Below are 20,792 nucleotides of genomic sequence, written 5' to 3'. Positions count from 1 at the left end.
GGTTTTCAGCTGCTTTGGACTGGACGGCGGTGCGTGACCACTATGGCGTACGACCGCTGGTCGGCGAGGCTCGCAACTTAGGGTGTAGGCCTGCGGACCTGACTGGCGTCCGCAGGAACCGGTACCGGTCAGGCGTTGGCTTTGAACAGCATGTAAGCGGCGACCACCACGCAGATGCTGGCGAACCCGACCTGCAACCCCCGCGCCGGTACCCGCGCGCACAGCTTGCGGCCAACGATCATGCCGGCGATGCTGGCGCCGATGAAAGCGGCACCGACGCCGTCAATGCGCACGCCGGCATGGAACGCGCCAATCACCCCGATGGCGGAAATCAGGCTGATCACCATCAGCGAGGTGGCGACAATCCCGCGCATTTGCACATCGGTCAGTTGCTTGAATGCCGGGACGATCAGAAAGCCGCCGCCCACCCCCAGCAACCCCGACACCACCCCCGTCACCGCACCGAGTGCGGCGAGGGTCGCGGTGCATTTGGCGGTCCAGGAAAAGCGCCCGGTCTGTTGATCGAGCATGCAGTTCTTCTGGCCCCAGTTGGCGTGCCCATGATCGCTCGGGCCGTCATCCTTGCGTTCACGGCGCAACATCCGCCAGGCCACCATGACCATCAACAGGCTGAACAGGATCATCAGGATTTTTTCCGGCAACTGATGGGCGAAGTAGATGCCCACCGGCGAAAACACCGCACCGAGTGCTGCGATCAACAACGCCGCGCGATAACGCACCAGGCCATGGCGCAATCCATCGATGGCGCCGACCGCTGCAGCACTGCCCACCGCGAACAACGCCACCGGAGCGGCCTGGGTCATGCTCCAGCCCAACCCCAACACCAGCGCCGGGACCGCAAGGATACCGCCGCCGGCGCCAGTCAAGCCGAGCACCAACCCCATCACTACGCCAAACAGACTTGCCAGCAACATAGGGAGTTCTCAGTCGACCCTGGACACACGCGTCAGCCACTCACGGCCCTTGAGCATACCGTTCCAGTAGAACCACGGTAGCAGTGTCGCCTTCAGCCACCACGCCGAGCGGCGCGGGGTCGTCGGGTCAAGGGGAAAGGTCGGCAGCAACTTGCCCGCATAACCGAACTCGGCAAGGATCACCTTGCCCTTCTCCACCGTCAGCGGACAGGAGCCATAGCCGTCGTACTTCAGCGGCAGCGGTTGTTGCTTGCGCAAGGCCAGCAGGTTTTCGGCCACCACCACGATCTGCTTGCGCACCGCAGCTGCGGTTTTTGCATTCGTGGTGCCGCAGATATCACCCAGCGCGAAGACGTCGGGATAACGCGGATGCTGCAGGCTGTGCGGATCGACCTCGCACCAGCCAGCGGTGTCGGCCAGCGCGCTGCGGGCGATGAAATCCGGGGAGACCTGGGGCGGTACGACATGCAGCAGGTCAAAGGCTTTTGCCTGACGGGTGACATTGCCATCGGCATCCCTGACCTCGAACCATGCGGTTTTCGCCGGGCCGTCGACCTTGACCAGATTCGAGTTGAACGCCAACCGGGCCTTGTACTTCTCGATGTACTTCATCAGCGGCGGGACAAACGTCGCCACACCAAACAGCGCCGCGCCGGCCAGGTTGAATTCGACGTCAATGTTGTTCAGCACACCGGTCCTGTTCCAGTGATCGCAGGACAGGTACAGCGCCTTTTGTGGCGCTCCCGCGCATTTGATCGGCATGGCCGGCTGAGTGAACAGCACCTTGCCGCCGCGCAATTTCTGCACCTGATCCCAGGTGTAGGTCGCGTGCTGATAGCTGTAATTCGAGGTCACGCCATGCTGGCCGAGGGTTTCCTCCAGACCTTCGATTTTCTCCCAGGCCAGGCGCAGGCCGGGGCAGACGACCAGATTGAGATAGCTGACCGTGCGCGCGTCACTGAGGGTGAGTTGGCGTTTGTCAGGATCGATGCCGGTCACGGCAGCCTGCACCCAATTGGCCCCGCGCGGCATCACCGACGCTGTCGGCCGCACGGTGTTTTCCACGTTGAATGCACCACCGCCGACCAGCGTCCAGGCCGGTTGATAGAAGTGCCGGGGGCTGGGTTCGATCACGGTGACGTTCAGATGCGGGCTACGCTTGAGCAGGCTGGCGACAAGGCCGATGCCCGCCGTGCCGCCGCCGATGACCACGATATCTGCACTGATGGATGGGCCCCAGTGTTGATCGTTCATTGCTTGTTCCTTATTGCTGCACGCAAGGATTTTTCTAGTCAGTACACAAAACTACTGTGGGAGCGGGCTTGCTCGCGAAAGCGGTGGGTCAGCCAATGAAGGTGTCGACTGACACTATGTCTTCGCGAGCAAGCCCGCTCCCACAGGTTCGGGGTGTTGAACAGGATCAGGGTTGAATCCAGCTTTTAAACACCGCCCCGCAATAAAGTCCGGAGAGGGTTTTCATCACCTGGATCACTTCATGACTGGCGAGACCGTAAAAAATGTACTTGCCTTCACGACGGGTCGCGACCAGTCCTTCATCGCGCAGGACCCCCAATTGCTGGGACAGGCTCGGTTGGCGCACGCCGGTCATTTTCTCCAGCTCGCCTACGTTGCGCTCACCCTGGGTCAGCTGGCACAGGATCAACAGGCGATCCTCATTGGCCAGGGCCTTGAGCAGCGCACAGGCCTTGGAGGCCGAGGCGCGCAGTTGGGCGACTTCACATTCGGTCAGACTGGATTGCATTTGCAGGATGCCTTCAACGTCACTTAAGCTGTGAACATTATGTTTTTATGTAAAGTGTTGCAACCCACGACTGACTTTTCTACCCCTGCACAGGTCCATGTTCATGCCCGCGCTGATTGAAGCTTTCCTCGACCCCGCCTCCTCGACCTACAGCTATGTGGTTTACGAGGCCGATGGCGGGCAGTGTGCGATCGTCGACCCCGTGCTCGATTACGACGGTGCCGCCGGGCGTACCGCGACGACCCAGGCTGACAAAATCATCAACTTCGTTCGTGCCCACAAGCTGCAGGTGCAATGGCTGCTGGAAACCCACGCCCACGCCGATCACCTGTCCGCCGCGCCTTATCTGCGGCGGGAGCTGGGTGGCAAGATCGCCATTGGCGAGTCGATCAGCAAGGTCCAGGACGTGTTCAAGGCGCTGTTCAATCTGGAACCCTCCTTTCGCGTCGACGGCTCCCAGTTCGATCACCTGTTCGCCCCCGACGAATCGTTCATGATCGGCAACCTCAAGGCCACCGCCCTGCACGTGCCCGGCCATACCCCGGCGGACATGGCTTACCTGGTCGACAGCGATGTGATTCTGGTGGGCGACACGATGTTCATGCCCGACGTCGGCACCGCCCGCTGCGATTTCCCGGGCGGCAATGCCAACCAGATGTTCGCCTCGATCCACAAACTGCTGGCCTTCCCCGCCAGCGTGCGGCTGTTCGTCTGCCACGACTACCCGCCCAATGGCCGCTCCCCCCAGTGCCAATCCACCGTCGGCGAACAACGCAAAAACAACATTCATATACATGACGGGATCGATGAAGCCGCGTTCGTGGAAATGCGCACACGACGTGATGCAGGGCTGGGCATGCCGACGCTGTTACTGCCGGCGATCCAGGTGAATGTGCGGGCGGGGAATTTGCCGCCGGCCGAGGGCAATGGCGTGACTTACCTGAAAATCCCTCTGAACAAATTCTGACCCTGTAGGAGCGAGCTTGCTCGCGATGGACTTGAGGGCAACGCGTTTATCCAGAAGACTCGCGTTATCGTTAACGTCCATCGCGAGCAAGCTCGCTCCTACAGAGTGATCGTGTCAGTTGCCCAGAGTCAGGCCATTGGCCGGCAACGGCAACGCAGTCTTGTAGCGCACTTGCTTGAGCGCAAAGCTCGAACGAATGTTCGCCACCCCCGGCACCTTGGTCAGGAAGTCCATCATGAAGCGCTCCAGCGACTGAATGGTCGGCACCAGTACCCGGATCAGGTAGTCCGGGTCGCCGGCCATCAGGTAGCACTCCATCACCTCGGGGCGGTCGGAAATCGCTTCTTCGAAATGCTGCAACGCCTCCTCCACTTGCTTCTCCAGGCTGACGTGAATGAACACGTTCACATGCAATCCCAGCAGGTCGGCATCCAGCAGCGTCACTTGCTCGCGAATCACCCCCAGTTCTTCCATGGCCTTGACCCGGTTGAAACACGGTGTCGGCGACAGGTTCACCGAACGCGCGAGGTCGGCGTTGGTGATGCGTGCATTCTCCTGAAGGCTGTTGAGAATGCCGATATCGGTACGGTCCAGTTTGCGCATGAGACAAAAACACCTGCTTTTTATGTTTATGCAGTTTTTTTATCTGCAAATGATCTTTAACGCAACGAAACAGAGAGAAATATTCTTCTTGGGCGGGCCTATGATTGTTGTAGGACAAGATTTCATTTACCGAATGAAATCTGTCAGCTCACTACAAGAAATTCACAAGATCGAGCGTAGAAGCCATGACCCAAGCGTATGAACCGCTGCGCCTGCACGTCCCCGAACCCTCGGGCCGCCCAGGGTGCAAAACCGACTTCTCCTACCTGCACCTGACCGATGCCGGCACGGTGCGCAAACCTTCCATCGACGTTGAACCGGCCGACACCGCCGACCTGGCCCGTGGCCTGATCCGCGTGCTCGACGACCAGGGCAATGCCCTCGGCCCCTGGGCTGAAAACGTGCCGGTGGAGATTTTGCGCAAGGGCATGCGAGCCATGCTCAAGACCCGCATCTACGACAACCGCATGGTAGTCGCCCAGCGTCAGAAAAAAATGTCGTTCTACATGCAAAGCCTTGGCGAAGAAGCCATCGGCAGCGCCCAGGCCCTGGCCTTGAACATCGACGACATGTGCTTCCCGACCTACCGCCAGCAAAGCATCCTGATGGCCCGCGACGTACCGCTGGTCGGCCTGATCTGCCAGTTGCTGTCCAACGAGCGCGATCCGCTCAAGGGCCGGCAATTGCCGATCATGTACTCGGTCAAGGACGCCGGTTTCTTCACCATTTCCGGCAACCTCGCCACCCAGTTCATTCAAGGCGTGGGCTGGGGCATGGCCTCGGCGATCAAGGGCGACACCAAGATCGCCTCGGCGTGGATCGGTGACGGCGCCACCGCCGAATCGGACTTCCACACGGCCCTGACCTTCGCCCACGTGTACCGCGCCCCGGTGATCCTCAACGTGGTCAACAACCAGTGGGCGATTTCCACCTTCCAGGCGATTGCCGGCGGTGAAGCCACCACCTTCGCCGGTCGTGGCGTCGGTTGCGGCATTGCCTCCCTGCGGGTCGACGGCAACGACTTCGTCGCCGTCTATGCCGCCTCTGCCTGGGCCGCCGAACGTGCGCGCCGCGGTCTCGGCCCGACCATGATCGAATGGGTCACCTACCGCGCCGGCCCGCACTCGACCTCCGATGATCCGTCGAAGTACCGCCCTGCCGATGACTGGAGCCACTTCCCGCTGGGTGATCCGATTGCGCGCCTCAAGCAGCACATGATCAAGATCGGCCACTGGTCCGAAGAGGAACACGCCACCGTCAGCGCCGAACTGGAAGCCGAAGTGATCGCCGCGCAAAAAGAAGCCGAACAGTACGGCACCCTCGCCGGCGGCCAGATTCCGAGCGCCGCGACCATGTTCGAAGACGTCTACAAAGAGATGCCGGAGCACTTGAAGCGCCAGCGTCAAGAGTTGGGGATCTGACATGAACGATCACAACAACAAAATCGAGTTGGAAACCGCCATGACCACGACCACCATGACCATGATCCAGGCCCTGCGCTCGGCCATGGATGTGATGCTTGAGCGTGACGACAACGTCGTGGTCTTCGGCCAGGACGTGGGCTACTTCGGCGGCGTGTTCCGCTGCACCGAAGGCCTGCAAGCCAAGTACGGCACCTCGCGGGTGTTCGACGCGCCGATCTCTGAAAGCGGTATCGTCGGCACCGCCGTGGGCATGGGCGCCTACGGTCTGCGCCCGGTGGTGGAGATCCAGTTCGCCGACTATGTGTACCCGGCGTATGACCAGATCATTTCCGAAGCCGCGCGCCTGCGTTATCGCTCGGCCGGCGAGTTCACCGCGCCGCTGACCCTGCGCATGCCCTGCGGCGGCGGCATCTATGGCGGCCAGACCCACAGCCAGAGCATCGAGGCACTCTTCACTCAGGTGTGTGGCCTGCGCACCGTCATGCCGTCCAACCCCTACGACGCCAAAGGCCTGCTGATCGCCTCCATCGAAAACGATGACCCGGTGATCTTTCTGGAGCCGAAACGCCTGTACAACGGCCCTTTCGACGGCCACCACGAGCGTCCGGTGACCCCATGGTCGAAACACCCCGCCGCACAGGTTCCGGACGGCTACTACACCGTACCGCTGGACGTTGCCGCCATCGCCCGTCCGGGCAAGGACGTCACCGTGCTGACCTACGGCACCACCGTCTACGTGTCGCAAGTCGCCGCTGAAGAAAGCGGCGTGGATGCCGAAGTCATCGACCTGCGCAGCCTGTGGCCGCTGGACCTGGAAACCATCACCAAGTCCGTGAAGAAAACCGGGCGCTGCGTGATCGTTCACGAAGCCACCCGCACTTGCGGCTTCGGCGCCGAACTGACGGCGCTGGTGCAAGAGCACTGCTTCCACTACCTGGAAGCGCCGATCGAACGCGTCACCGGTTGGGACACCCCCTACCCGCACGCGCAAGAGTGGGCGTATTTCCCAGGGCCGTCCCGTGTGGGCGCGGCGTTGAAACGGGTCATGGAGGTCTGAATGGGCACGCACGTTATTAAAATGCCGGACATTGGCGAAGGCATTGCAGAAGTTGAATTGTCGGTGTGGCACGTCAAGGTCGGCGACATGGTCGTCGAAGATCAGGTGCTGGCCGATGTCATGACGGATAAGGCGATGGTGGATATTCCGTCGCCCGTGCATGGCAAGGTCATTGCCCTCGGTGGCCAGCCGGGCGAAGTCATGGCGGTTGGCAGCGTGTTGATCAGCATTGAAGTCGAAGGCGCGGGCAACGTTAAGGAGTCGGCGCAACCGGCCCCTGTGAAAGAAGCGCCAGTTGCAGCACCGAAAGTCGATGCCGTGATGGAAAGCAAACCGGTCGCTGCCGCAGCGCCGAAAGCTGCCATATGCCAAGGCCCGATGGTGGCTCGCGAAGCCGATGAACGTCCGCTGGCCTCGCCGGCCGTGCGCAAGCATGCGCTGGACCTCGGTATTCAATTGCGTCTGGTACGTGGCAGCGGCCCCGCCGGACGGATTCTGCACGACGACCTCGAAGCCTATCTGGCCCAAGGTCAGTCGAACGCTTCGGCACCGGCCCCCGCCGCTTATGCCCAGCGCACCGATGAACAGCAGATCCCGGTGATCGGCATGCGCCGCAAGATTGCCCAGCGCATGCAGGACGCCACCCAGCGCGCCGCCCACTTCAGCTACGTCGAAGAAATCGACGTCACCGCCGTGGAAGAGTTGCGCGCGCACCTCAACGAAAAACATGGCGCGACTCGCGGCAAACTCACGCTGCTGCCGTTCCTGGTCCGCGCCATGGTCGTCGCCCTGCGCGACTTCCCGCAAATGAACGCCCGCTACGACGACGAAGCCCAGGTCATCACCCGCCTCGGCGCCGTACACGTTGGCGTCGCGACCCAGAGTGACGTCGGCCTGATGGTGCCGGTGGTGCGTCACGCCGAAGCGCGCAGCCTGTGGGACAGCGCGGCGGAAATCGCCCGCCTGGCCACCGCCGCACGCAACGGCAAGGCCAGCCGCGACGAGCTGTCCGGCTCGACCATTACCCTGACCAGCCTCGGCGCCTTGGGCGGTATTGTCAGTACGCCGGTGCTGAACCTGCCGGAAGTGGCGATTGTCGGCGTCAACAAGATCGTTGAGCGACCAATGGTGGTCAAAGGCCAGATCGTGATCCGCAAGATGATGAACCTCTCCAGCTCCTTCGATCACCGCGTGGTCGACGGCATGGACGCGGCGCTATTCATCCAGGCCATCCGTGGCTTGCTCGAACAACCCGCTACCTTGTTTGTGGAGTAATTCATGCAGACTCTGAACACCACGCTGCTGATCATCGGCGGCGGCCCTGGCGGTTATGTGACGGCGATCCGTGCTGGCCAACTGGGCATTTCGACCATTCTGGTGGAAGGTCAATCCCTGGGCGGCACCTGCCTGAACATCGGCTGCATTCCGTCCAAGGCACTGATTCACGTCGCCGAGCAGTTCCACCAGACACAACACCACAGCCAGCATTCGGCCCTGGGCATCAGCGTTTCGGCGCCGACCCTGGACATCGGCAAGAGCGTGGAATGGAAGGACGGCATCGTCGATCGCCTGACCACCGGCGTCGCGGCGCTGCTGAAAAAGAACAAGGTTCAGGTCATTCAAGGCTGGGCCAGGGTCATCGACGGCAAAACCGTGGAAGTCGGCGACACGCGCATCCAGTGCGAACACCTGGTGCTGGCCACCGGCTCCAAAAGCGTCAACCTGCCGATGCTGCCGATCGGCGGGCCGATCATCTCGTCCACCGAAGCCCTGGCGCCGACATCCGTGCCCAAGCGCTTGATTGTGGTCGGCGGCGGTTACATCGGTCTGGAGCTGGGCATTGCCTATCGCAAGCTCGGCGCCGACGTCAGCGTGGTGGAGGCGCAGGAACGCATCCTGCCGGCCTACGACGCCGAACTGACCCAGCCTGTGCACGACGAACTGAAAAAACTCGGCGTGAAGCTTTACTTGAAACACAGCGTGCAAGGCTTTGATTCACAACAGAATACCTTGCAAGTTCTGGATCCGAACGGCGATACCCTGCACCTGGAAACCGATCAGGTGCTGGTGGCCGTCGGGCGCAAGCCGAACACCCAGGGCTGGAACCTCGAAGCGCTGAACCTGGAGATGAACGGTTCGTCGATCAAGATCGACAACCGCTGCCAGACCAGCATGCGCAACGTGTATGCCATCGGTGACCTGAGCGGTGAACCGATGCTCGCGCACCGGGCCATGGCCCAGGGCGAGATGGTCGCCGAACTGATCAGCGGTAAATCCCGCGAGTTCAACCCGACCGCCATCGCCGCCGTGTGCTTCACCGACCCGGAACTGGTGGTGGTCGGCAAGACCCCCGACGAGGCCAAGGCCGCAGGCCTGGACTGCATCGTGTCGAGCTTCCCGTTCGCCGCCAATGGCCGGGCCATGACACTGGAGTCGAAAAGCGGCTTCGTGCGCGTGGTCGCCCGTCGCGACAATCATGTGATTGTCGGCTGGCAAGCGGTGGGCGTTGGCGTCTCGGAGTTGTCCACGGCGTTTGCCCAGAGCCTGGAGATGGGCGCGCGGCTGGAAGACATCGGCGGCACCATCCACGCGCACCCGACGCTGGGTGAGGCGGTGCAGGAAGCGGCGTTGCGTGCTTTGGGGCATGCATTGCATCTGTGATTCAGAGTGATTGATGGCGGCAGTGCTGGCCTCTTCGCGAGCAAGCCCGCTCCCACATCTGGAATGCATTCCCCTGTGGGAGCGGGCTTGCTCGCGAATTCTCAAGGTCAACGCGAATTATCTGTCCGTCATCCGATAGTCCGGGCTGCGAAACCGGCCCGGAATGAAGTATTGTTGTGCCCATCCGGAAAAACGTCAGAAGCCTTGAACCGTTTCGGCGGTTGTTAAGTGATAGAGGGTGTCATGGGTAACGAAAGCATCAACTGGGACAAGCTGGGTTTTGACTACATCAAGACCGACAAACGCTATCTGTCGTACTTTCGCAATGGCGAATGGGACAAAGGCACCCTGACCGAAGACAATGTGCTGCACATCAGCGAAGGCTCCACTGCCCTTCACTATGGCCAGCAATGCTTCGAAGGCATGAAGGCCTACCGTTGCAAGGACGGCTCGATCAACCTGTTCCGTCCGGACCAGAACGCCCTGCGCATGCAACGCAGTTGCGCCCGGCTGCTGATGCCGCAAGTCGACACCGAGCAATTCATCGAAGCCTGTAAAGAAGTGGTCCGTGCCAACGAGCGCTTCATTCCGCCGTACGGAACCGGCGGCGCGCTGTACCTGCGCCCGTTCGTGATCGGCGTGGGTGACAACATCGGCGTGCGTACCGCCCCCGAGTTCATCTTCTCGATCTTCTGCATCCCGGTTGGCGCCTACTTCAAGGGCGGCCTGACCCCGCACAACTTCCTGATCTCCAGCTACGACCGCGCCGCACCACAAGGCACCGGTGCCGCCAAGGTCGGTGGCAACTACGCCGCCAGCCTGATGCCGGGCTCCCAGGCCAAGAAGGCGCACTTCGCCGACTGCATCTACCTGGATCCGCTGACCCATACCAAGATCGAGGAAGTCGGTTCGGCCAACTTCTTCGGGATCACCCACGACAACAAGTTCGTGACCCCGAACTCGCCATCGGTACTGCCGGGCATCACCCGTCTGTCGCTGATCGAACTGGCCAAGTCCCGCCTGGGTCTGGAAGTGATCGAAGGCGACGTGTTCATCGACAAGCTGGCGGACTTCAAGGAAGCCGGTGCTTGTGGTACTGCGGCGGTGATCACGCCGATCGGCGGCATCAACTACAACGACCACCTGCACGTGTTCCACAGCGAAACCGAAGTCGGCCCGATCACCCAGAAGCTCTACAAAGAGCTGACCGGCGTGCAAACCGGCGATATCGAAGCGCCAGCAGGCTGGATCGTCAAGGTTTGACCTGACGCCAGACGCACAAAAGCCCCCCATCGGGTGACCGATGGGGGGCTTTTTCATGGTTGCGATTCAGCGACTGAACGCCGCCCCCGCAGGAGTGGCCACAGGCTGCGATCTTTTGCCGTCACGTTCCAGCGGCAATTCAACCCCGAACCGCCCCGCCATCTCCTTGCGCCCCAACGCGGTCAGCGCCAGCGCGCGACTGTCCAGATCCTGCGTCACCCACTTGCGCTTGAGCGCCGTTTGCAGCAACGCCGCGCCCAGCGACCCACCCAGATGCGGCCGGCGCATGCTCCAGTCCAGGCATGGGCAGGCAAAGCGGCGACGCAATGTGCTCAAGTCCTGGACCTCGATCCCAAGCCCCTGAAACATTGCCGTACCGCTGTCACTCAAGCGATAGGCCTGTTCGTCGGTTTCCTCCAGCCAGCCAGCCTCAAGCATCCGGTCATGCAACAGTACGGCAAGGGTCCCCGCCATGTGGTCGTAGCAGGTGCGGGCAAATTGCAGGCGATCCGGCGTACGCGACTGGAACTCCGGCGTGGCATTCCGGCCGAGCACCATCAGCGCTTCAAGGGCCTGGGCCACGCACTTGTCCGCCAGGCTGTAATAGCGGTGACGTCCCTGAACGTGCAGCCGCACCAGCGCCAGTTCCTTGAGTTTGGCCAGGTGGGCACTGGCGGTCGACGCGCTGACTTCGGCCACCGCCGCCAGTTCGGTACTGGTGCGGGCGTGACCGTCCATCAGCGAACAGAGGATTTTCGTCCGCGCCGGCTCAGCGATGCCTGCCGCCACCTGCGAGACGCCAATGTCGTGTTGTTCTGCGCTCATATTTCGCTCCCGGACGAATCAACGTCCTTTCGAACTGGAGATAGTAGCAACACTTTCCAACAACAAAAGGCCGCGACCCATGGACCCGATCATCGCTGCGACCCATGCCGATCCTTATCCCTACTACGCACAACTGCGTGCCGAGGGTGGGCTGGCCTTTCATCCGGGGCTGAAAATGTGGGTGGCCAGCAACGCCCGGGCGGTGGCTGCCGTGCTGGCCCATCCCGACTGCCACGTTCGCCCCGCACAGGAGCCCGTCCCGAGGGCGATTGCCGATGGCATGGCCGGCCAGGTGTTCGGCCAACTGATGCGCATGAACGAGGGCGAGCGCCAGCGCTGTCCACGGTCGGCGATTGCGCCGGGGCTGGAGTTGATCGATGCGCGGGAAGTCGAGGCCCTGGTCAGCGCCCGGTTGATCACCGCCGACGCCGCCGGCCTGTACAACGCCATGTTCCGTGGACCGGTGTGCGTGGTGGCGGCGTTGCTGGGATTCACCCCGGCTCAGGGTCGCGTCATCAGCGAACTGACGGCGGATTTCGTGGCTTGCCTGTCGCCCTTGAGTACCGCAGCACAGTTGACCGCCGCCCACGCTGCCGCCGAGCAATTGAGCGGTTACTGTGTCGAGCTGCTGGCCGACCCGGACAACCACAGCCATCTGCTTGGAGGCATCCGCCAGCGCTTCGCGTCCGGCGCGCCGCAAACGCTGATCGCCAACCTGATCGGCCTGTTTTCCCAGACCTTCGAGGCCACTGCCGGGCTGATTGGCAATGCCGTGCTGGCATTGATTGAACATCCGTCGTTGGCCAGTGAATCAACCCCTGTTGAAGACCTGCTGGCCGAAGTGCAGCGCTTCGATCCGCCGGTACAGAACACCCGCCGCTTCGTCGCCGCCGTCTGCGAGATTGACGGGGTGAGGCTGGATGCCGGAGACGTGATCCTGGTGCTGCTGGCCTCGGCCAATCGCGACCCGCAACTCAACGACGACCCCGACGCATTCCTGCTCGACCGCCCGAACCGGCGCAGTTTCACCTTTGGTGCGGGGCGCCATCAATGTCCGGGGCAACGGCTGGCATTGAGCATTGCCGGCGCTACGCTCAAGCAGCTTCTGGCGATGAGGCCAGCACTGGAGCACCTGAAGCGGGAATTCCGTCCGTCCGCGAATGGACGAATTCCGCTGTTCAGTGATTGACCGAAGGTCCCGTCCTGAAAGCCGCTCAGGCAGTGCGATATTCGACGGTCAGGTGAGACAGCTCATGGACCGGCGCCAGCCGTTCGCGAATGGCGTCGGCACTGACATCGGCCGTCGCCACGACGCTGACAATCGCCGCCCGCGCCTGCGGGCCGACCTGCCACACATGCAGATCGCTGATACGCACATCGTCCGACGACTCGAGCAGTTGTCGAATCTCATCGGCAACCTGTGCATCCGTGACATCGAGCAACACCGCAGCGCTGTCACGCATCAAGCCAACGGCCCATTTCGCGATGACAATGGCGCCCACGATACCCATCACCGGGTCCAGCCACACCCACCCCAGATACCGCCCGGCCAGCAATGCGGCAATCGCCAGCAGCGAAGTCAAGGCGTCGGCCAACACATGGACATAGGCTGAACGCAGGTTATTGTCGTGATGGTGATGATGGCCGTGATCATGACTGTGCCCATGATCGTGGCCATGATGACCGTGGTCGCCCGCCAGCAAAAAGGCGCTGACAATGTTCACCGCCAGCCCCACCACCGCAATCACTGTCGCCTCGGTGAATGCCACTGTGGTGGGCTGAAACAGGCGAAAAACCGACTCACCGGCAATGCCGATCGCCACCAGTCCCAGCACCATGGCCGAGGCAAAACCCGCCAGATCCCCGACCTTGCCGGTGCCGAAGCTGTAACGCGCATTGTTGGCATTGCGCCGCGCGAACCCATAGGCCGCCGCAGCGATGCCCAAGGCCCCGGCGTGGGTGGCCATGTGAAAGCCGTCAGCCAGCAACGCCATGGAACCGGTGATGTAACCGGCGGCAATTTCGCCAATCATCATCACAAACGTCAGCGCCACCACCCATAAGGTGCGGCGGGCGTTTTCATCATGGGAGGCGCCGAGAAACACATGGTCGTGGGAAAAACGTGAAGCCTGTGGTGTCAGTGTCATGGGATTCAGGCCTCTATTTGGCATAACGACGGATGGCCAGCAACAAGTCTTCCACGCCCTGGGCGCGCTCTTCGTCGCTCAGGTCTGGATGGGCCACGTGCTCACGGGCGTGGGCGTCGATGAACTGCTCCAGCAGACCATTGACCGCCCCCCGGATGGCGGCCACCAGATGCAGGGTCTTGGCGCAATCGGCATCGGACTCGAGCGCTCGCTCCACGGCTTCCACCTGACCGGCAATGCGCCTCACCCGCTTGATCAAGTCATCTTTGTGTTCGTGAATGTGTGACATACATATACCCCCTACCCCTATATGACACCTATGATCGCCAATAGAGTGGAGCCTGGCAAGGCACAACCAGATGATTGGCCGCTAAACGTTCAGGCTCAATCCCCCTGCTGCCCGACTGATTAGTTACACCGGGTTAAAACAGTCATGACCGACAGTGCGTTTATCCCGCCGGCCTTTCTCCATAGAGTCACCCGGATCATGGTGAACAACGAGGCTCGACTGATGCAAACCCAACTGGACAAGGCACTGAGTGTTTTCGCGCGGGCAGACCTGTTGCAAGGTCCCACCCCCATTCAGCGCGCCGCGCGACTCGAACAGCTGCTGGGCCTGGACAAGCAGGGTATCGGCCTATTCCTCAAACGCGACGACCATATGTTGATCGGCGCGGGCGGCAACAAGCTGCGCAAGCTTGAATTCCATATAGGCGCGGCGCTGCAAGCCGGGGTCGATACGATCATTACCGTGGGCGGCATCCAGTCCAATCATGCCCGCCTGACTGCCGCCGTGTGCGCCCGGCTGGGCATCGCCTGCGAATTGTTCCTGACCCGGGCCGTGGCCAAGGCCGAGGTGGATTACGAGCTCAACGGCAACGTGCTGCTCGACCAGTTGTTCGGCGCGCAGATGCAGGTGTTTGCCGGCGGCACCGACTCACTGGCCAAAGCCGAGGCCAGGGCGGCGCAGCTTCGGGACTCCGGGCACAAGGTCATGGTGCTGCCAACCGGTGGCTCGACGCCCCTGGGCAGCCTCGGCTATGCCAGCTGCGCAGGGGAAATCGCCCGGCAAGAGGCAGAACTGCAAGTCGCATTCAATCAAGTGGTGGTACCCAACGGCAGCGCCGGCACGCATGCCGGGCTGGCGGCGGGTTTCCAATTGCTGGGCCGGGGCGCGTCGCTGGTCAAGTCGTTCTCGGTGCTGTCCGACCAGGAATCATCAACAGCGAGAACCCTGCAACTGACCCGCGAGACATTGGCACTACTGGACAGCAGCGCCGAGGTGCGGGCTGACCAGCTGGTGATTGACGGCAGCCAGTTGGGTGCCGGCTATGGACTGCCAACCGTCGCCATGCAGGACGCGGTACGCCTGATGGCGCGTGCCGAAGGCCTGCTGGTCGACCCGGTGTACTCCGGCAAGGCGTTTGCCGGATTGCTCGCCGACCTGCAGCAGCGGCGCTTCGCCCCCGGGGACAATGTGCTGTTCATCATGACCGGTGGAACGCCCGGCCTGTATGCGTACCGGGAAACCTTTCAGGCCTGACGCTCAATCATCCCGCGTCAGCACTTCCAGCAATTCAATTTCGAAGATCAGGTTCGAATTCGGCGTGATCTTGCCCATGGTGCGCTCGCCATAGGCCAGGTGCGCCGGCACCAGCAACTTGCGCTTGCCGCCGACCTGCATTCCGATGATGCCCTGGTCCCAGCCCTTGATGACCCGCCCGGTGCCGATCACGCACTGGAAGGGTTTGCCACGGCTGTAGGAGGAATCGAATTCGGTCCCGTCCTCCAGCCAGCCACGGTACTGGGTGGTGATCAGCGCGCCTTTTACGGCGGCTTTTCCGTCACCCGGCTGGAGATCGATTACCTGAAGCTCGTCATTCATTGAATTCACTCGTATGCTCACTCGCCCTAAAGGGCCTGATGGGCGCCGTTTTCCCAGATTTACCTTCGATTGGCAACCATTGCCGCCTCCGCGCACGGCGTTCAAAGCTGTTTGCTGAACTAAAATAATCTACTACTACCCGTACGGTTCACCGCTCTGATGGCCATCCCCGAATGATCCTGCTCTGGACCAGCGTCATCCTTGGCTCAATGACGCTCACCCTGATCGTCGCGCTGGTCTGGCGCGAGCGCTCGCTGCAAAAGCAACTGGCAGAGTATCGCGCGATCATCAACAGCCTGTCCGAAGGCCGGAACATCCACCAGGATGACGACGCCGAGCGCTTCAAGCGCAGCCAGTATTTCGCTCGTATCGGTACCTGGGATTGGGATGTCGACACCGACCGGCTGTACTGGTCAGAAGCCATTTTCGGCATGTTCGGCTTCAAGGTCGGCGAAGTGACGCCCTCCTATGCCCTGTTCTGCTCCTGCGTGCACCCGGACGACCGGCTCAGGGTTCGGGCCGGCGAACTGCGTTGCCTGCAAACCGGCGAAAACCATGATGAGGAATACCGCGTGGTCTGGCCCGACGGGACGATCCGCTGGCTGCGGGAAACCGGAAACGTGGTCAAGAATGAACACGACGAAACGATCAAGATGATGGGCGTGGTACGCGACATCACCGAAGAAAAGGCCTCGGCCAACTACCTCAAGCACCTGGCCCATTACGACCCTTTGACCGGCCTGCCCAATCGCCTGGTGCTCGAAGAGCGCCTGTCCGAAGCGCTGGAACAAGCGCGCGCCAGCGCTACGCGGGTGGCGCTGGTATTTGTCGATCTCAATGGCTTCAAGGCCATCAACGACCGCTATGGCCATGCGGCCGGCGATCGGGTGCTGGTCACTACCGCCACGCGGCTCAAGCGCATTCTGCGCGGCACCGACACCGTCGCCCGGATCGGTGGCGACGAATTCGTGGTCATTCTCCAGGACTTGCCCCAAGGTAAAAGCCTGCAAGACGAAGCGCGCACCATCTGCCAGAAAATCTTCGTCGAACTCTCCCCGCCCGTCAGCATCGGCAACGACCAGCGCCATATCGGCACCAGCCTCGGCGTCGCCATGTTCCCCGACCATGCACCGAGCATTGACCGCTTGCTGCACATTGCCGACCTGGCGATGTATGAGGCCAAGCGCAGCGGGAACAACCAGTATCGGTTGGGCACCGAGAGCGTTGTGCGGGCATACAGCCAGTAACGCGATGTCGGCGGGTGCCTGCTTTCGTTACATGACTGTTATCATAATAATGTCTCGAACTGTACCGGCAACGTTGAGGGGCACCCGGGTAGGCTGCTCAAAAAACCATCGGAGTTCGCCATGCATATCGCCATCCTGACCTTTGACGGCTTCAATGAACTGGACTCGCTGATCGCCTACGGCATGCTCAGCCGGGTTTCCCTGCTCGGGGACAAGGATTGGCGCGTGAGCGTCGCATCGCCGACCGCGCGGGTCACGTCGATGAATGGCTTGAGCATCGATGCGCACATCGGTCTCGCCGAGGCCTGTCAGGCGGATGCGGTGCTGGTGGGCAGCGGCCGCAAGACCCGGGAAGTGGCCGCAAACCCGGGGATCATGGAGCAACTGCAATTCGATCCCGCACGCCAGCTGCTGGCGGCCCAGTGTTCCGGCACCTTCCTGCTGGCCAGACTCGGCCTGCTCGGGGATGCCCCGGCCTGCACCGATGCCATCAGCAAACCCTGGGTGCTGGAAGCCGGGGTCAATGTCGTCAACCAGGCCTTCTACGCTAACGGCAACGTTGCCACCGCGGGTGGCTGCCTGGCGTCGCAATACCTCGCGGCCTGGATCCTGGCCCGTTTGAAAGGCCGCGAAACCGCCCGGGAAGTGCTGAACAATTTCGCCCCTGTGGGTGAGAAGGATGAGTACGTGGCCCGGGGGATGGGGCATATCGAGGCGTTTATTTGATCGGTAGCCATCCAGCCTGACGCAGTATCGGCCTTGTCCCCGGATGCATTGATCCACTTCGCGCATCAATGCATGCCAACAATGCAATTAACATATCGATGCCCCTGCTCCACTATCCGCCCCAATAAGAACCGTGCGCCGCGTCCAGCCGGAGCACGTCATAAAAGCGGTGGAGTACACGTCAATGACAGCATCAATCCAACGGCCTGCGACTACCGGTCGCTCCCGGGCCAACGCAATCTTCCGGGTCACCTCTGGCAACTTCCTCGAACAGTTCGACTTCTTCCTTTTTGGTTTCTATGCCACGCAGATCGCCGCCGTGTTCTTCCCGGCCAGCAGCGAATTCGCCTCGCTGATGATGACCTTCGCCGTGTTCGGTGCAGGCTTTTTGATGCGCCCGTTGGGCGCCGTGGTGCTGGGTGCCTACATCGATGATGTGGGTCGACGCAAAGGGTTGATCGTGACCTTGTCGATCATGGCCAGCGGCACCATCCTGATTGTGCTGGTGCCCGGTTACGAATCCATCGGTTTGTTCGCCCCGGCCCTGGTGCTGATCGGGCGGCTGCTGCAGGGCTTTTCCGCCGGTGCGGAGTTGGGTGGCGTGTCGGTGTATCTCGCCGAAATCGCCACACCCGGCCACAAGGGCTTCTTTACCAGTTGGCAGTCGGGTAGCCAGCAAGTGGCAATCATTGTCGCCGCCGCGCTGGGCTATGCCTTGAACCAGTGGATGGCACCGGGTGTGATTGCCGATTGGGGCTGGCGGATTCCGTTTTTCGTCGGCTGCATGATCGTGCCATTCATCTTCCTGCTGCGCCGCAACCTGGAAGAAACCGAAGAGTTCGCCACCCGTAAACACCGTCCGAACATGGGTGAAGTGTTCCGCACCCTGGGGCAAAACTGGCTGATCGTGTTCGCGGGCATGATGATGGTCGCCCTGACCACCACCGCGTTCTACCTGATCACGGTGTACGCACCGACCTTCGGTAAAACCGTGCTGCAGCTGAGCACGTCCGATGCGCTGTTGGTGACGTTGCTGGTCGGCGTTTCCAATTTCATCTGGCTGCCGATTGGCGGTGCTCTCTCGGACCGTATCGGTCGACGCCCGGTGTTGATCGTCATGGCCTTGCTGGCCATCGCCACCACCTACCCGGCACTGACCTTTCTGGTCAACGCGCCCAGCTTCATCCACATGCTGTTGGTCTTGCTGTGGCTGTCGTTCATCTACGGCCTGTACAACGGCGCGATGATCCCGGCGCTGACGGAAATCATGCCCGTGGAAGTGCGAGTCGCCGGGTTCTCGCTGGCATACAGCCTGGCCACGGCCGTGTTCGGCGGGTTCACTCCGGCAATATCGACCTTGCTGATCCAGTACACCGGCGACAAGGCTGCGCCGGGTTACTGGATGAGCTTTGCAGCACTGTGCGCGTTGTGCGCGACGCTCATGCTCTATCGCCGAGCCTCGAATCGACTGCAAGCGGTTGCGTCGTGAACCTGCCCTTTATCGAGAACATGACCATGAAAAAACTGTTCAATCTGGCCGCCCTCGCGTTGGTGGCCAGCCTGGGCTTGAGCGGCATTGCCCGGGCTGAAGAGATCCGTGTGATGACCTCCGGCGGCTTCACTGCGGCCTACAAGATCCTCGGCCCGAAGTTCACCGCCGCCACCGGCAACACCCTCGACACCGCACTCGGTCCATCCATGGGCAAGGCGCCAGAGGCGATTCCCAATCGCCTGGCCCGCGGAGAGCAAGCCGATGTGGTGATCATGGTCGGCTACGCACTGGACGATCTGATCAAACAAGGCAAAGTCGATCCCGCTTCAAGAGTCGAACTGGCAGATTCGCGCATTGGCCTGGTCGTGCGCGAAGGGGCACCGAAACCGGATATCAGCAACGTCGAGGGCCTGAAAAAGACGCTGCTCGAGGCTGAATCAGTGGCCTACTCCGACAGCGCCAGCGGCGTGTACATCGAACAGCAGCTGTTCAAACGCCTGGGTATCGAAGACCAACTCAAGCCCAAGTCGACCATGGTTCCGAAAGTCCCCGTGGGCTCGGTGGTTGCCACTGGCGATTATCAACTGGGCTTCCAGCAAGTCAGCGAGTTATTGCCGGTGCCGGGGGTGAGTTTCGTGGCGAAGATTCCGGAGTCAGTGCAGTCGGTGACCCGGTTTGCCGCCGGTATCCCGGTAGGTGCACAGCACCCGGTCGAAGCCAAAGCCCTGCTGGAATACATGGCTTCGGCCCAGGCTCAACCGGACGTAAAAGCGACCGGACTGGACTCGGTCAGTCGCTGACCGACGGCTGCAGGACTTTCATCTCCACCACCAGTCGTTCCAGTTCAAGTGCCGCCGGGGTCAGGGTTCGCCCCCGGCGCTTGATCAGACCGACGCTGCGCATCACTTGCGGATCAGTCAATGGCACCCGCGTCAGGATCGGGTGATCCGCTGCCGGCATCGCCATCAACGGCACCGCTGCCACACCCAACCCGGCCTCCACCAGACCGATCATGGTGGTCACGTGGCGGGTTTCGCAGATACTCGGCCGCTGCGGCACCACGCCGGTCAACGCCTGATCCAGCAGAAAGCGATTGCCCGAGGTTTTATCCAGCGAGATGTAATCCTGCCGGTAGAACTCGTTCCAGGTGACGCTGCTTCGCCCCGCCAGCGGATGATCGCGCCGGCACGCCACTACATACCCCTCTTGCACCAAGGGCTCGAAATCCACTTCGGCTTCCAGCGTGCCCATGAAACTCAGGCCGAAATCCGCTTCGCCATTGACTACCGCGCTCAACACCTCGTGGGCGCTGGAGTCCAGCACCTTGACCTTGATCTTCGGAAACTGCCGATGATAGTGCGCGATCACCCGCGGCATGAAGTAGTAAGCCGCCGAGGGTACACAGGCGACTGTGACGTGACCGAGCCGGGTCGAAGCGACTTCGCTGATGCCCAGCAATGCCACGTCCAGATCGTCCAGAAGGCGTTCGACGCTGGGCATGAAACCCCGTCCGGCCTGGGTCAGGCTGACCTTGCGCGTGGTGCGCTCAAACAGCTTCACGCCCAGGGCGTCTTCGAGCTTTTCAATCCGCCGGCTCAAGGCTGGCTGGGATATCCGCACGGAATCGGCCGCCTTGCGGAAGCTGCCCTGCTCGACCACGGCACGGAAGGCTTGCAGGTCATTGAGGTCGAAGTTGATTGCCATGGAGTTGCTCGGAAACGAAGCTGATTGATCAGCTAATTCTATAAATGTAACTAATTAATGCAAATTGTGACATCTGAACCCGGGCGCTTTGCTG

21 protein-coding genes are annotated in these 20,792 nt (G+C 61.5%); 12 read left to right on the top strand and 9 right to left on the bottom strand.

Annotation, left to right across the window (positions count from 1 at the left end; all coding sequences use genetic code 11):
* Positions 1 to 128 precede the first annotated feature (128 nt).
* From ACEN8Q_RS04510 to ACEN8Q_RS04500, 3 genes are all read right to left on the bottom strand, one after another.
* On the bottom strand, positions 129 to 935 hold the full coding sequence (locus tag ACEN8Q_RS04510) for a sulfite exporter TauE/SafE family protein (protein ID WP_413704611.1): 807 nt from the start codon (positions 933 to 935) through the stop codon (positions 129 to 131).
* Positions 936 to 944: 9 nt separating this feature from the next.
* Complete coding sequence (locus tag ACEN8Q_RS04505; protein ID WP_413428887.1) at positions 945 to 2,189, bottom strand: FAD/NAD(P)-binding oxidoreductase; 1,245 nt, start codon at positions 2,187 to 2,189, stop codon at positions 945 to 947.
* Between the two features lie 166 nt (positions 2,190 to 2,355).
* Positions 2,356 to 2,697, bottom strand: a complete 342-nt coding sequence (locus ACEN8Q_RS04500; RefSeq protein ID WP_413428886.1) for an ArsR/SmtB family transcription factor — start codon at positions 2,695 to 2,697, stop codon at positions 2,356 to 2,358.
* A 103-nt stretch (positions 2,698 to 2,800) separates the two neighbouring features.
* Between ACEN8Q_RS04500 and ACEN8Q_RS04495 the strand changes: the two genes are divergently transcribed.
* Positions 2,801 to 3,664: an MBL fold metallo-hydrolase gene (locus ACEN8Q_RS04495; RefSeq protein ID WP_413428885.1), complete on the top strand. Its 864-nt coding sequence runs from the start codon at positions 2,801 to 2,803 to the stop codon at positions 3,662 to 3,664.
* Positions 3,665 to 3,778: 114 nt separating this feature from the next.
* Here ACEN8Q_RS04495 and bkdR read toward each other — a convergent pair whose 3' ends face one another.
* Positions 3,779 to 4,267: a Bkd operon transcriptional regulator BkdR gene (gene bkdR / locus ACEN8Q_RS04490; RefSeq protein WP_007976593.1), complete on the bottom strand. Its 489-nt coding sequence runs from the start codon at positions 4,265 to 4,267 to the stop codon at positions 3,779 to 3,781.
* A gap of 185 nt (positions 4,268 to 4,452) precedes the next feature.
* Between bkdR and ACEN8Q_RS04485 the strand changes: the two genes are divergently transcribed.
* From ACEN8Q_RS04485 to ACEN8Q_RS04465, 5 genes are all read left to right on the top strand, one after another.
* On the top strand, positions 4,453 to 5,688 hold the full coding sequence (locus tag ACEN8Q_RS04485; RefSeq protein WP_413427806.1) for a 3-methyl-2-oxobutanoate dehydrogenase (2-methylpropanoyl-transferring) subunit alpha: 1,236 nt from the start codon (positions 4,453 to 4,455) through the stop codon (positions 5,686 to 5,688).
* Between the two features lies 1 nt (position 5,689).
* Positions 5,690 to 6,748, top strand: a complete 1,059-nt coding sequence (locus ACEN8Q_RS04480) for an alpha-ketoacid dehydrogenase subunit beta (protein ID WP_413427805.1) — start codon at positions 5,690 to 5,692, stop codon at positions 6,746 to 6,748.
* Entirely contained in the window at positions 6,749 to 8,023 is a 1,275-nt protein-coding gene (locus tag ACEN8Q_RS04475; protein WP_413427804.1) for a dihydrolipoamide acetyltransferase family protein, read from the top strand.
* 3 nt (positions 8,024 to 8,026) lie between these two features.
* On the top strand, positions 8,027 to 9,409 hold the full coding sequence (lpdA, locus tag ACEN8Q_RS04470) for a dihydrolipoyl dehydrogenase (RefSeq protein ID WP_413704610.1): 1,383 nt from the start codon (positions 8,027 to 8,029) through the stop codon (positions 9,407 to 9,409).
* Positions 9,410 to 9,652: 243 nt separating this feature from the next.
* Positions 9,653 to 10,672 carry a branched-chain amino acid aminotransferase gene (locus tag ACEN8Q_RS04465; protein ID WP_413704609.1) on the top strand — a complete coding sequence of 340 codons (1,020 nt, stop codon included), beginning with the start codon at positions 9,653 to 9,655 and terminating at the stop codon, positions 10,670 to 10,672.
* Between the two features lie 66 nt (positions 10,673 to 10,738).
* Here ACEN8Q_RS04465 and ACEN8Q_RS04460 read toward each other — a convergent pair whose 3' ends face one another.
* Entirely contained in the window at positions 10,739 to 11,497 is a 759-nt protein-coding gene (locus ACEN8Q_RS04460) for an ArsR/SmtB family transcription factor (RefSeq protein ID WP_413704608.1), read from the bottom strand.
* A gap of 79 nt (positions 11,498 to 11,576) precedes the next feature.
* Between ACEN8Q_RS04460 and ACEN8Q_RS04455 the strand changes: the two genes are divergently transcribed.
* The gene (locus ACEN8Q_RS04455) at positions 11,577 to 12,686 is read left to right on the top strand and encodes a cytochrome P450 (protein WP_413704607.1); all 1,110 of its coding nucleotides are present in this window, start codon (positions 11,577 to 11,579) and stop codon (positions 12,684 to 12,686) included.
* Between the two features lie 25 nt (positions 12,687 to 12,711).
* Here the strand turns inward: ACEN8Q_RS04455 and dmeF are convergent, their stop codons facing one another.
* Both dmeF and ACEN8Q_RS04445 read right to left on the bottom strand, forming a co-directional pair.
* Entirely contained in the window at positions 12,712 to 13,644 is a 933-nt protein-coding gene (dmeF, locus tag ACEN8Q_RS04450) for a CDF family Co(II)/Ni(II) efflux transporter DmeF (protein ID WP_413427799.1), read from the bottom strand.
* A 13-nt stretch (positions 13,645 to 13,657) separates the two neighbouring features.
* Positions 13,658 to 13,933, bottom strand: coding sequence for a metal/formaldehyde-sensitive transcriptional repressor (locus ACEN8Q_RS04445; RefSeq protein WP_046037323.1), 276 nt, complete (start codon positions 13,931 to 13,933; stop codon positions 13,658 to 13,660).
* A gap of 222 nt (positions 13,934 to 14,155) precedes the next feature.
* Between ACEN8Q_RS04445 and ACEN8Q_RS04440 the strand changes: the two genes are divergently transcribed.
* Positions 14,156 to 15,187: a D-cysteine desulfhydrase family protein gene (locus ACEN8Q_RS04440; RefSeq protein WP_413427808.1), complete on the top strand. Its 1,032-nt coding sequence runs from the start codon at positions 14,156 to 14,158 to the stop codon at positions 15,185 to 15,187.
* A 3-nt stretch (positions 15,188 to 15,190) separates the two neighbouring features.
* Here ACEN8Q_RS04440 and ACEN8Q_RS04435 read toward each other — a convergent pair whose 3' ends face one another.
* Complete coding sequence (locus tag ACEN8Q_RS04435; protein WP_413427798.1) at positions 15,191 to 15,529, bottom strand: FKBP-type peptidyl-prolyl cis-trans isomerase; 339 nt, start codon at positions 15,527 to 15,529, stop codon at positions 15,191 to 15,193.
* A 173-nt stretch (positions 15,530 to 15,702) separates the two neighbouring features.
* Here ACEN8Q_RS04435 and ACEN8Q_RS04430 point away from each other — a divergent pair, with 173 nt between their 5' ends.
* The 4 genes from ACEN8Q_RS04430 to ACEN8Q_RS04415 all read left to right on the top strand — a co-directional run bounded on the left by ACEN8Q_RS04430 (position 15,703) and on the right by ACEN8Q_RS04415 (position 19,794).
* Positions 15,703 to 16,776 carry a diguanylate cyclase domain-containing protein gene (locus tag ACEN8Q_RS04430; protein WP_413427797.1) on the top strand — a complete coding sequence of 358 codons (1,074 nt, stop codon included), beginning with the start codon at positions 15,703 to 15,705 and terminating at the stop codon, positions 16,774 to 16,776.
* Between the two features lie 120 nt (positions 16,777 to 16,896).
* Complete coding sequence (locus ACEN8Q_RS04425; RefSeq protein ID WP_413427796.1) at positions 16,897 to 17,502, top strand: DJ-1/PfpI family protein; 606 nt, start codon at positions 16,897 to 16,899, stop codon at positions 17,500 to 17,502.
* A gap of 184 nt (positions 17,503 to 17,686) precedes the next feature.
* Positions 17,687 to 18,991 carry an MFS transporter gene (locus tag ACEN8Q_RS04420; RefSeq protein ID WP_413427795.1) on the top strand — a complete coding sequence of 435 codons (1,305 nt, stop codon included), beginning with the start codon at positions 17,687 to 17,689 and terminating at the stop codon, positions 18,989 to 18,991.
* 26 nt (positions 18,992 to 19,017) lie between these two features.
* Complete coding sequence (locus ACEN8Q_RS04415; protein WP_413705468.1) at positions 19,018 to 19,794, top strand: substrate-binding domain-containing protein; 777 nt, start codon at positions 19,018 to 19,020, stop codon at positions 19,792 to 19,794.
* Here ACEN8Q_RS04415 and ACEN8Q_RS04410 read toward each other — a convergent pair.
* A complete protein-coding gene (locus ACEN8Q_RS04410; protein ID WP_413427794.1) occupies positions 19,784 to 20,698 on the bottom strand; it encodes a LysR family transcriptional regulator in 915 nt (304 codons plus the stop codon). The two genes, ACEN8Q_RS04415 and ACEN8Q_RS04410, sit on opposite strands and share 11 nt — an antisense overlap.
* Positions 20,699 to 20,792: the final 94 nt, after the last annotated feature.

Source organism: Pseudomonas sp. Pseusp16, from assembly GCF_047324915.1.
GTDB lineage: Bacteria > Pseudomonadota > Gammaproteobacteria > Pseudomonadales > Pseudomonadaceae > Aquipseudomonas > Aquipseudomonas fluorescens_CD.
This window is presented reverse-complemented; position numbering and strand designations above follow the sequence as displayed.

What these genes read in the sequence shown, in the direction of transcription:
- ACEN8Q_RS04510 (WP_413704611.1), bottom strand. Translation starts at nt 935, where the DNA reads ATGTTGCTGGCAAGTCTGTTTGGCGTAGTGATGGGGTTGGTGCTCGGC.
- ACEN8Q_RS04505 (WP_413428887.1), bottom strand. Translation starts at nt 2,189, where the DNA reads ATGAACGATCAACACTGGGGCCCATCCATCAGTGCAGATATCGTGGTC.
- ACEN8Q_RS04500 (WP_413428886.1), bottom strand. Translation starts at nt 2,697, where the DNA reads ATGCAATCCAGTCTGACCGAATGTGAAGTCGCCCAACTGCGCGCCTCG.
- ACEN8Q_RS04495 (WP_413428885.1), top strand. Translation starts at nt 2,801, where the DNA reads ATGCCCGCGCTGATTGAAGCTTTCCTCGACCCCGCCTCCTCGACCTAC.
- bkdR (WP_007976593.1), bottom strand. Translation starts at nt 4,267, where the DNA reads ATGCGCAAACTGGACCGTACCGATATCGGCATTCTCAACAGCCTTCAG.
- ACEN8Q_RS04485 (WP_413427806.1), top strand. Translation starts at nt 4,453, where the DNA reads ATGACCCAAGCGTATGAACCGCTGCGCCTGCACGTCCCCGAACCCTCG.
- ACEN8Q_RS04480 (WP_413427805.1), top strand. Translation starts at nt 5,690, where the DNA reads ATGAACGATCACAACAACAAAATCGAGTTGGAAACCGCCATGACCACG.
- ACEN8Q_RS04475 (WP_413427804.1), top strand. Translation starts at nt 6,749, where the DNA reads ATGGGCACGCACGTTATTAAAATGCCGGACATTGGCGAAGGCATTGCA.
- lpdA (WP_413704610.1), top strand. Translation starts at nt 8,027, where the DNA reads ATGCAGACTCTGAACACCACGCTGCTGATCATCGGCGGCGGCCCTGGC.
- ACEN8Q_RS04465 (WP_413704609.1), top strand. Translation starts at nt 9,653, where the DNA reads ATGGGTAACGAAAGCATCAACTGGGACAAGCTGGGTTTTGACTACATC.
- ACEN8Q_RS04460 (WP_413704608.1), bottom strand. Translation starts at nt 11,497, where the DNA reads ATGAGCGCAGAACAACACGACATTGGCGTCTCGCAGGTGGCGGCAGGC.
- ACEN8Q_RS04455 (WP_413704607.1), top strand. Translation starts at nt 11,577, where the DNA reads ATGGACCCGATCATCGCTGCGACCCATGCCGATCCTTATCCCTACTAC.
- dmeF (WP_413427799.1), bottom strand. Translation starts at nt 13,644, where the DNA reads ATGACACTGACACCACAGGCTTCACGTTTTTCCCACGACCATGTGTTT.
- ACEN8Q_RS04445 (WP_046037323.1), bottom strand. Translation starts at nt 13,933, where the DNA reads ATGTCACACATTCACGAACACAAAGATGACTTGATCAAGCGGGTGAGG.
- ACEN8Q_RS04440 (WP_413427808.1), top strand. Translation starts at nt 14,156, where the DNA reads ATGCAAACCCAACTGGACAAGGCACTGAGTGTTTTCGCGCGGGCAGAC.
- ACEN8Q_RS04435 (WP_413427798.1), bottom strand. Translation starts at nt 15,529, where the DNA reads ATGAATGACGAGCTTCAGGTAATCGATCTCCAGCCGGGTGACGGAAAA.
- ACEN8Q_RS04430 (WP_413427797.1), top strand. Translation starts at nt 15,703, where the DNA reads ATGATCCTGCTCTGGACCAGCGTCATCCTTGGCTCAATGACGCTCACC.
- ACEN8Q_RS04425 (WP_413427796.1), top strand. Translation starts at nt 16,897, where the DNA reads ATGCATATCGCCATCCTGACCTTTGACGGCTTCAATGAACTGGACTCG.
- ACEN8Q_RS04420 (WP_413427795.1), top strand. Translation starts at nt 17,687, where the DNA reads ATGACAGCATCAATCCAACGGCCTGCGACTACCGGTCGCTCCCGGGCC.
- ACEN8Q_RS04415 (WP_413705468.1), top strand. Translation starts at nt 19,018, where the DNA reads ATGAAAAAACTGTTCAATCTGGCCGCCCTCGCGTTGGTGGCCAGCCTG.
- ACEN8Q_RS04410 (WP_413427794.1), bottom strand. Translation starts at nt 20,698, where the DNA reads ATGGCAATCAACTTCGACCTCAATGACCTGCAAGCCTTCCGTGCCGTG.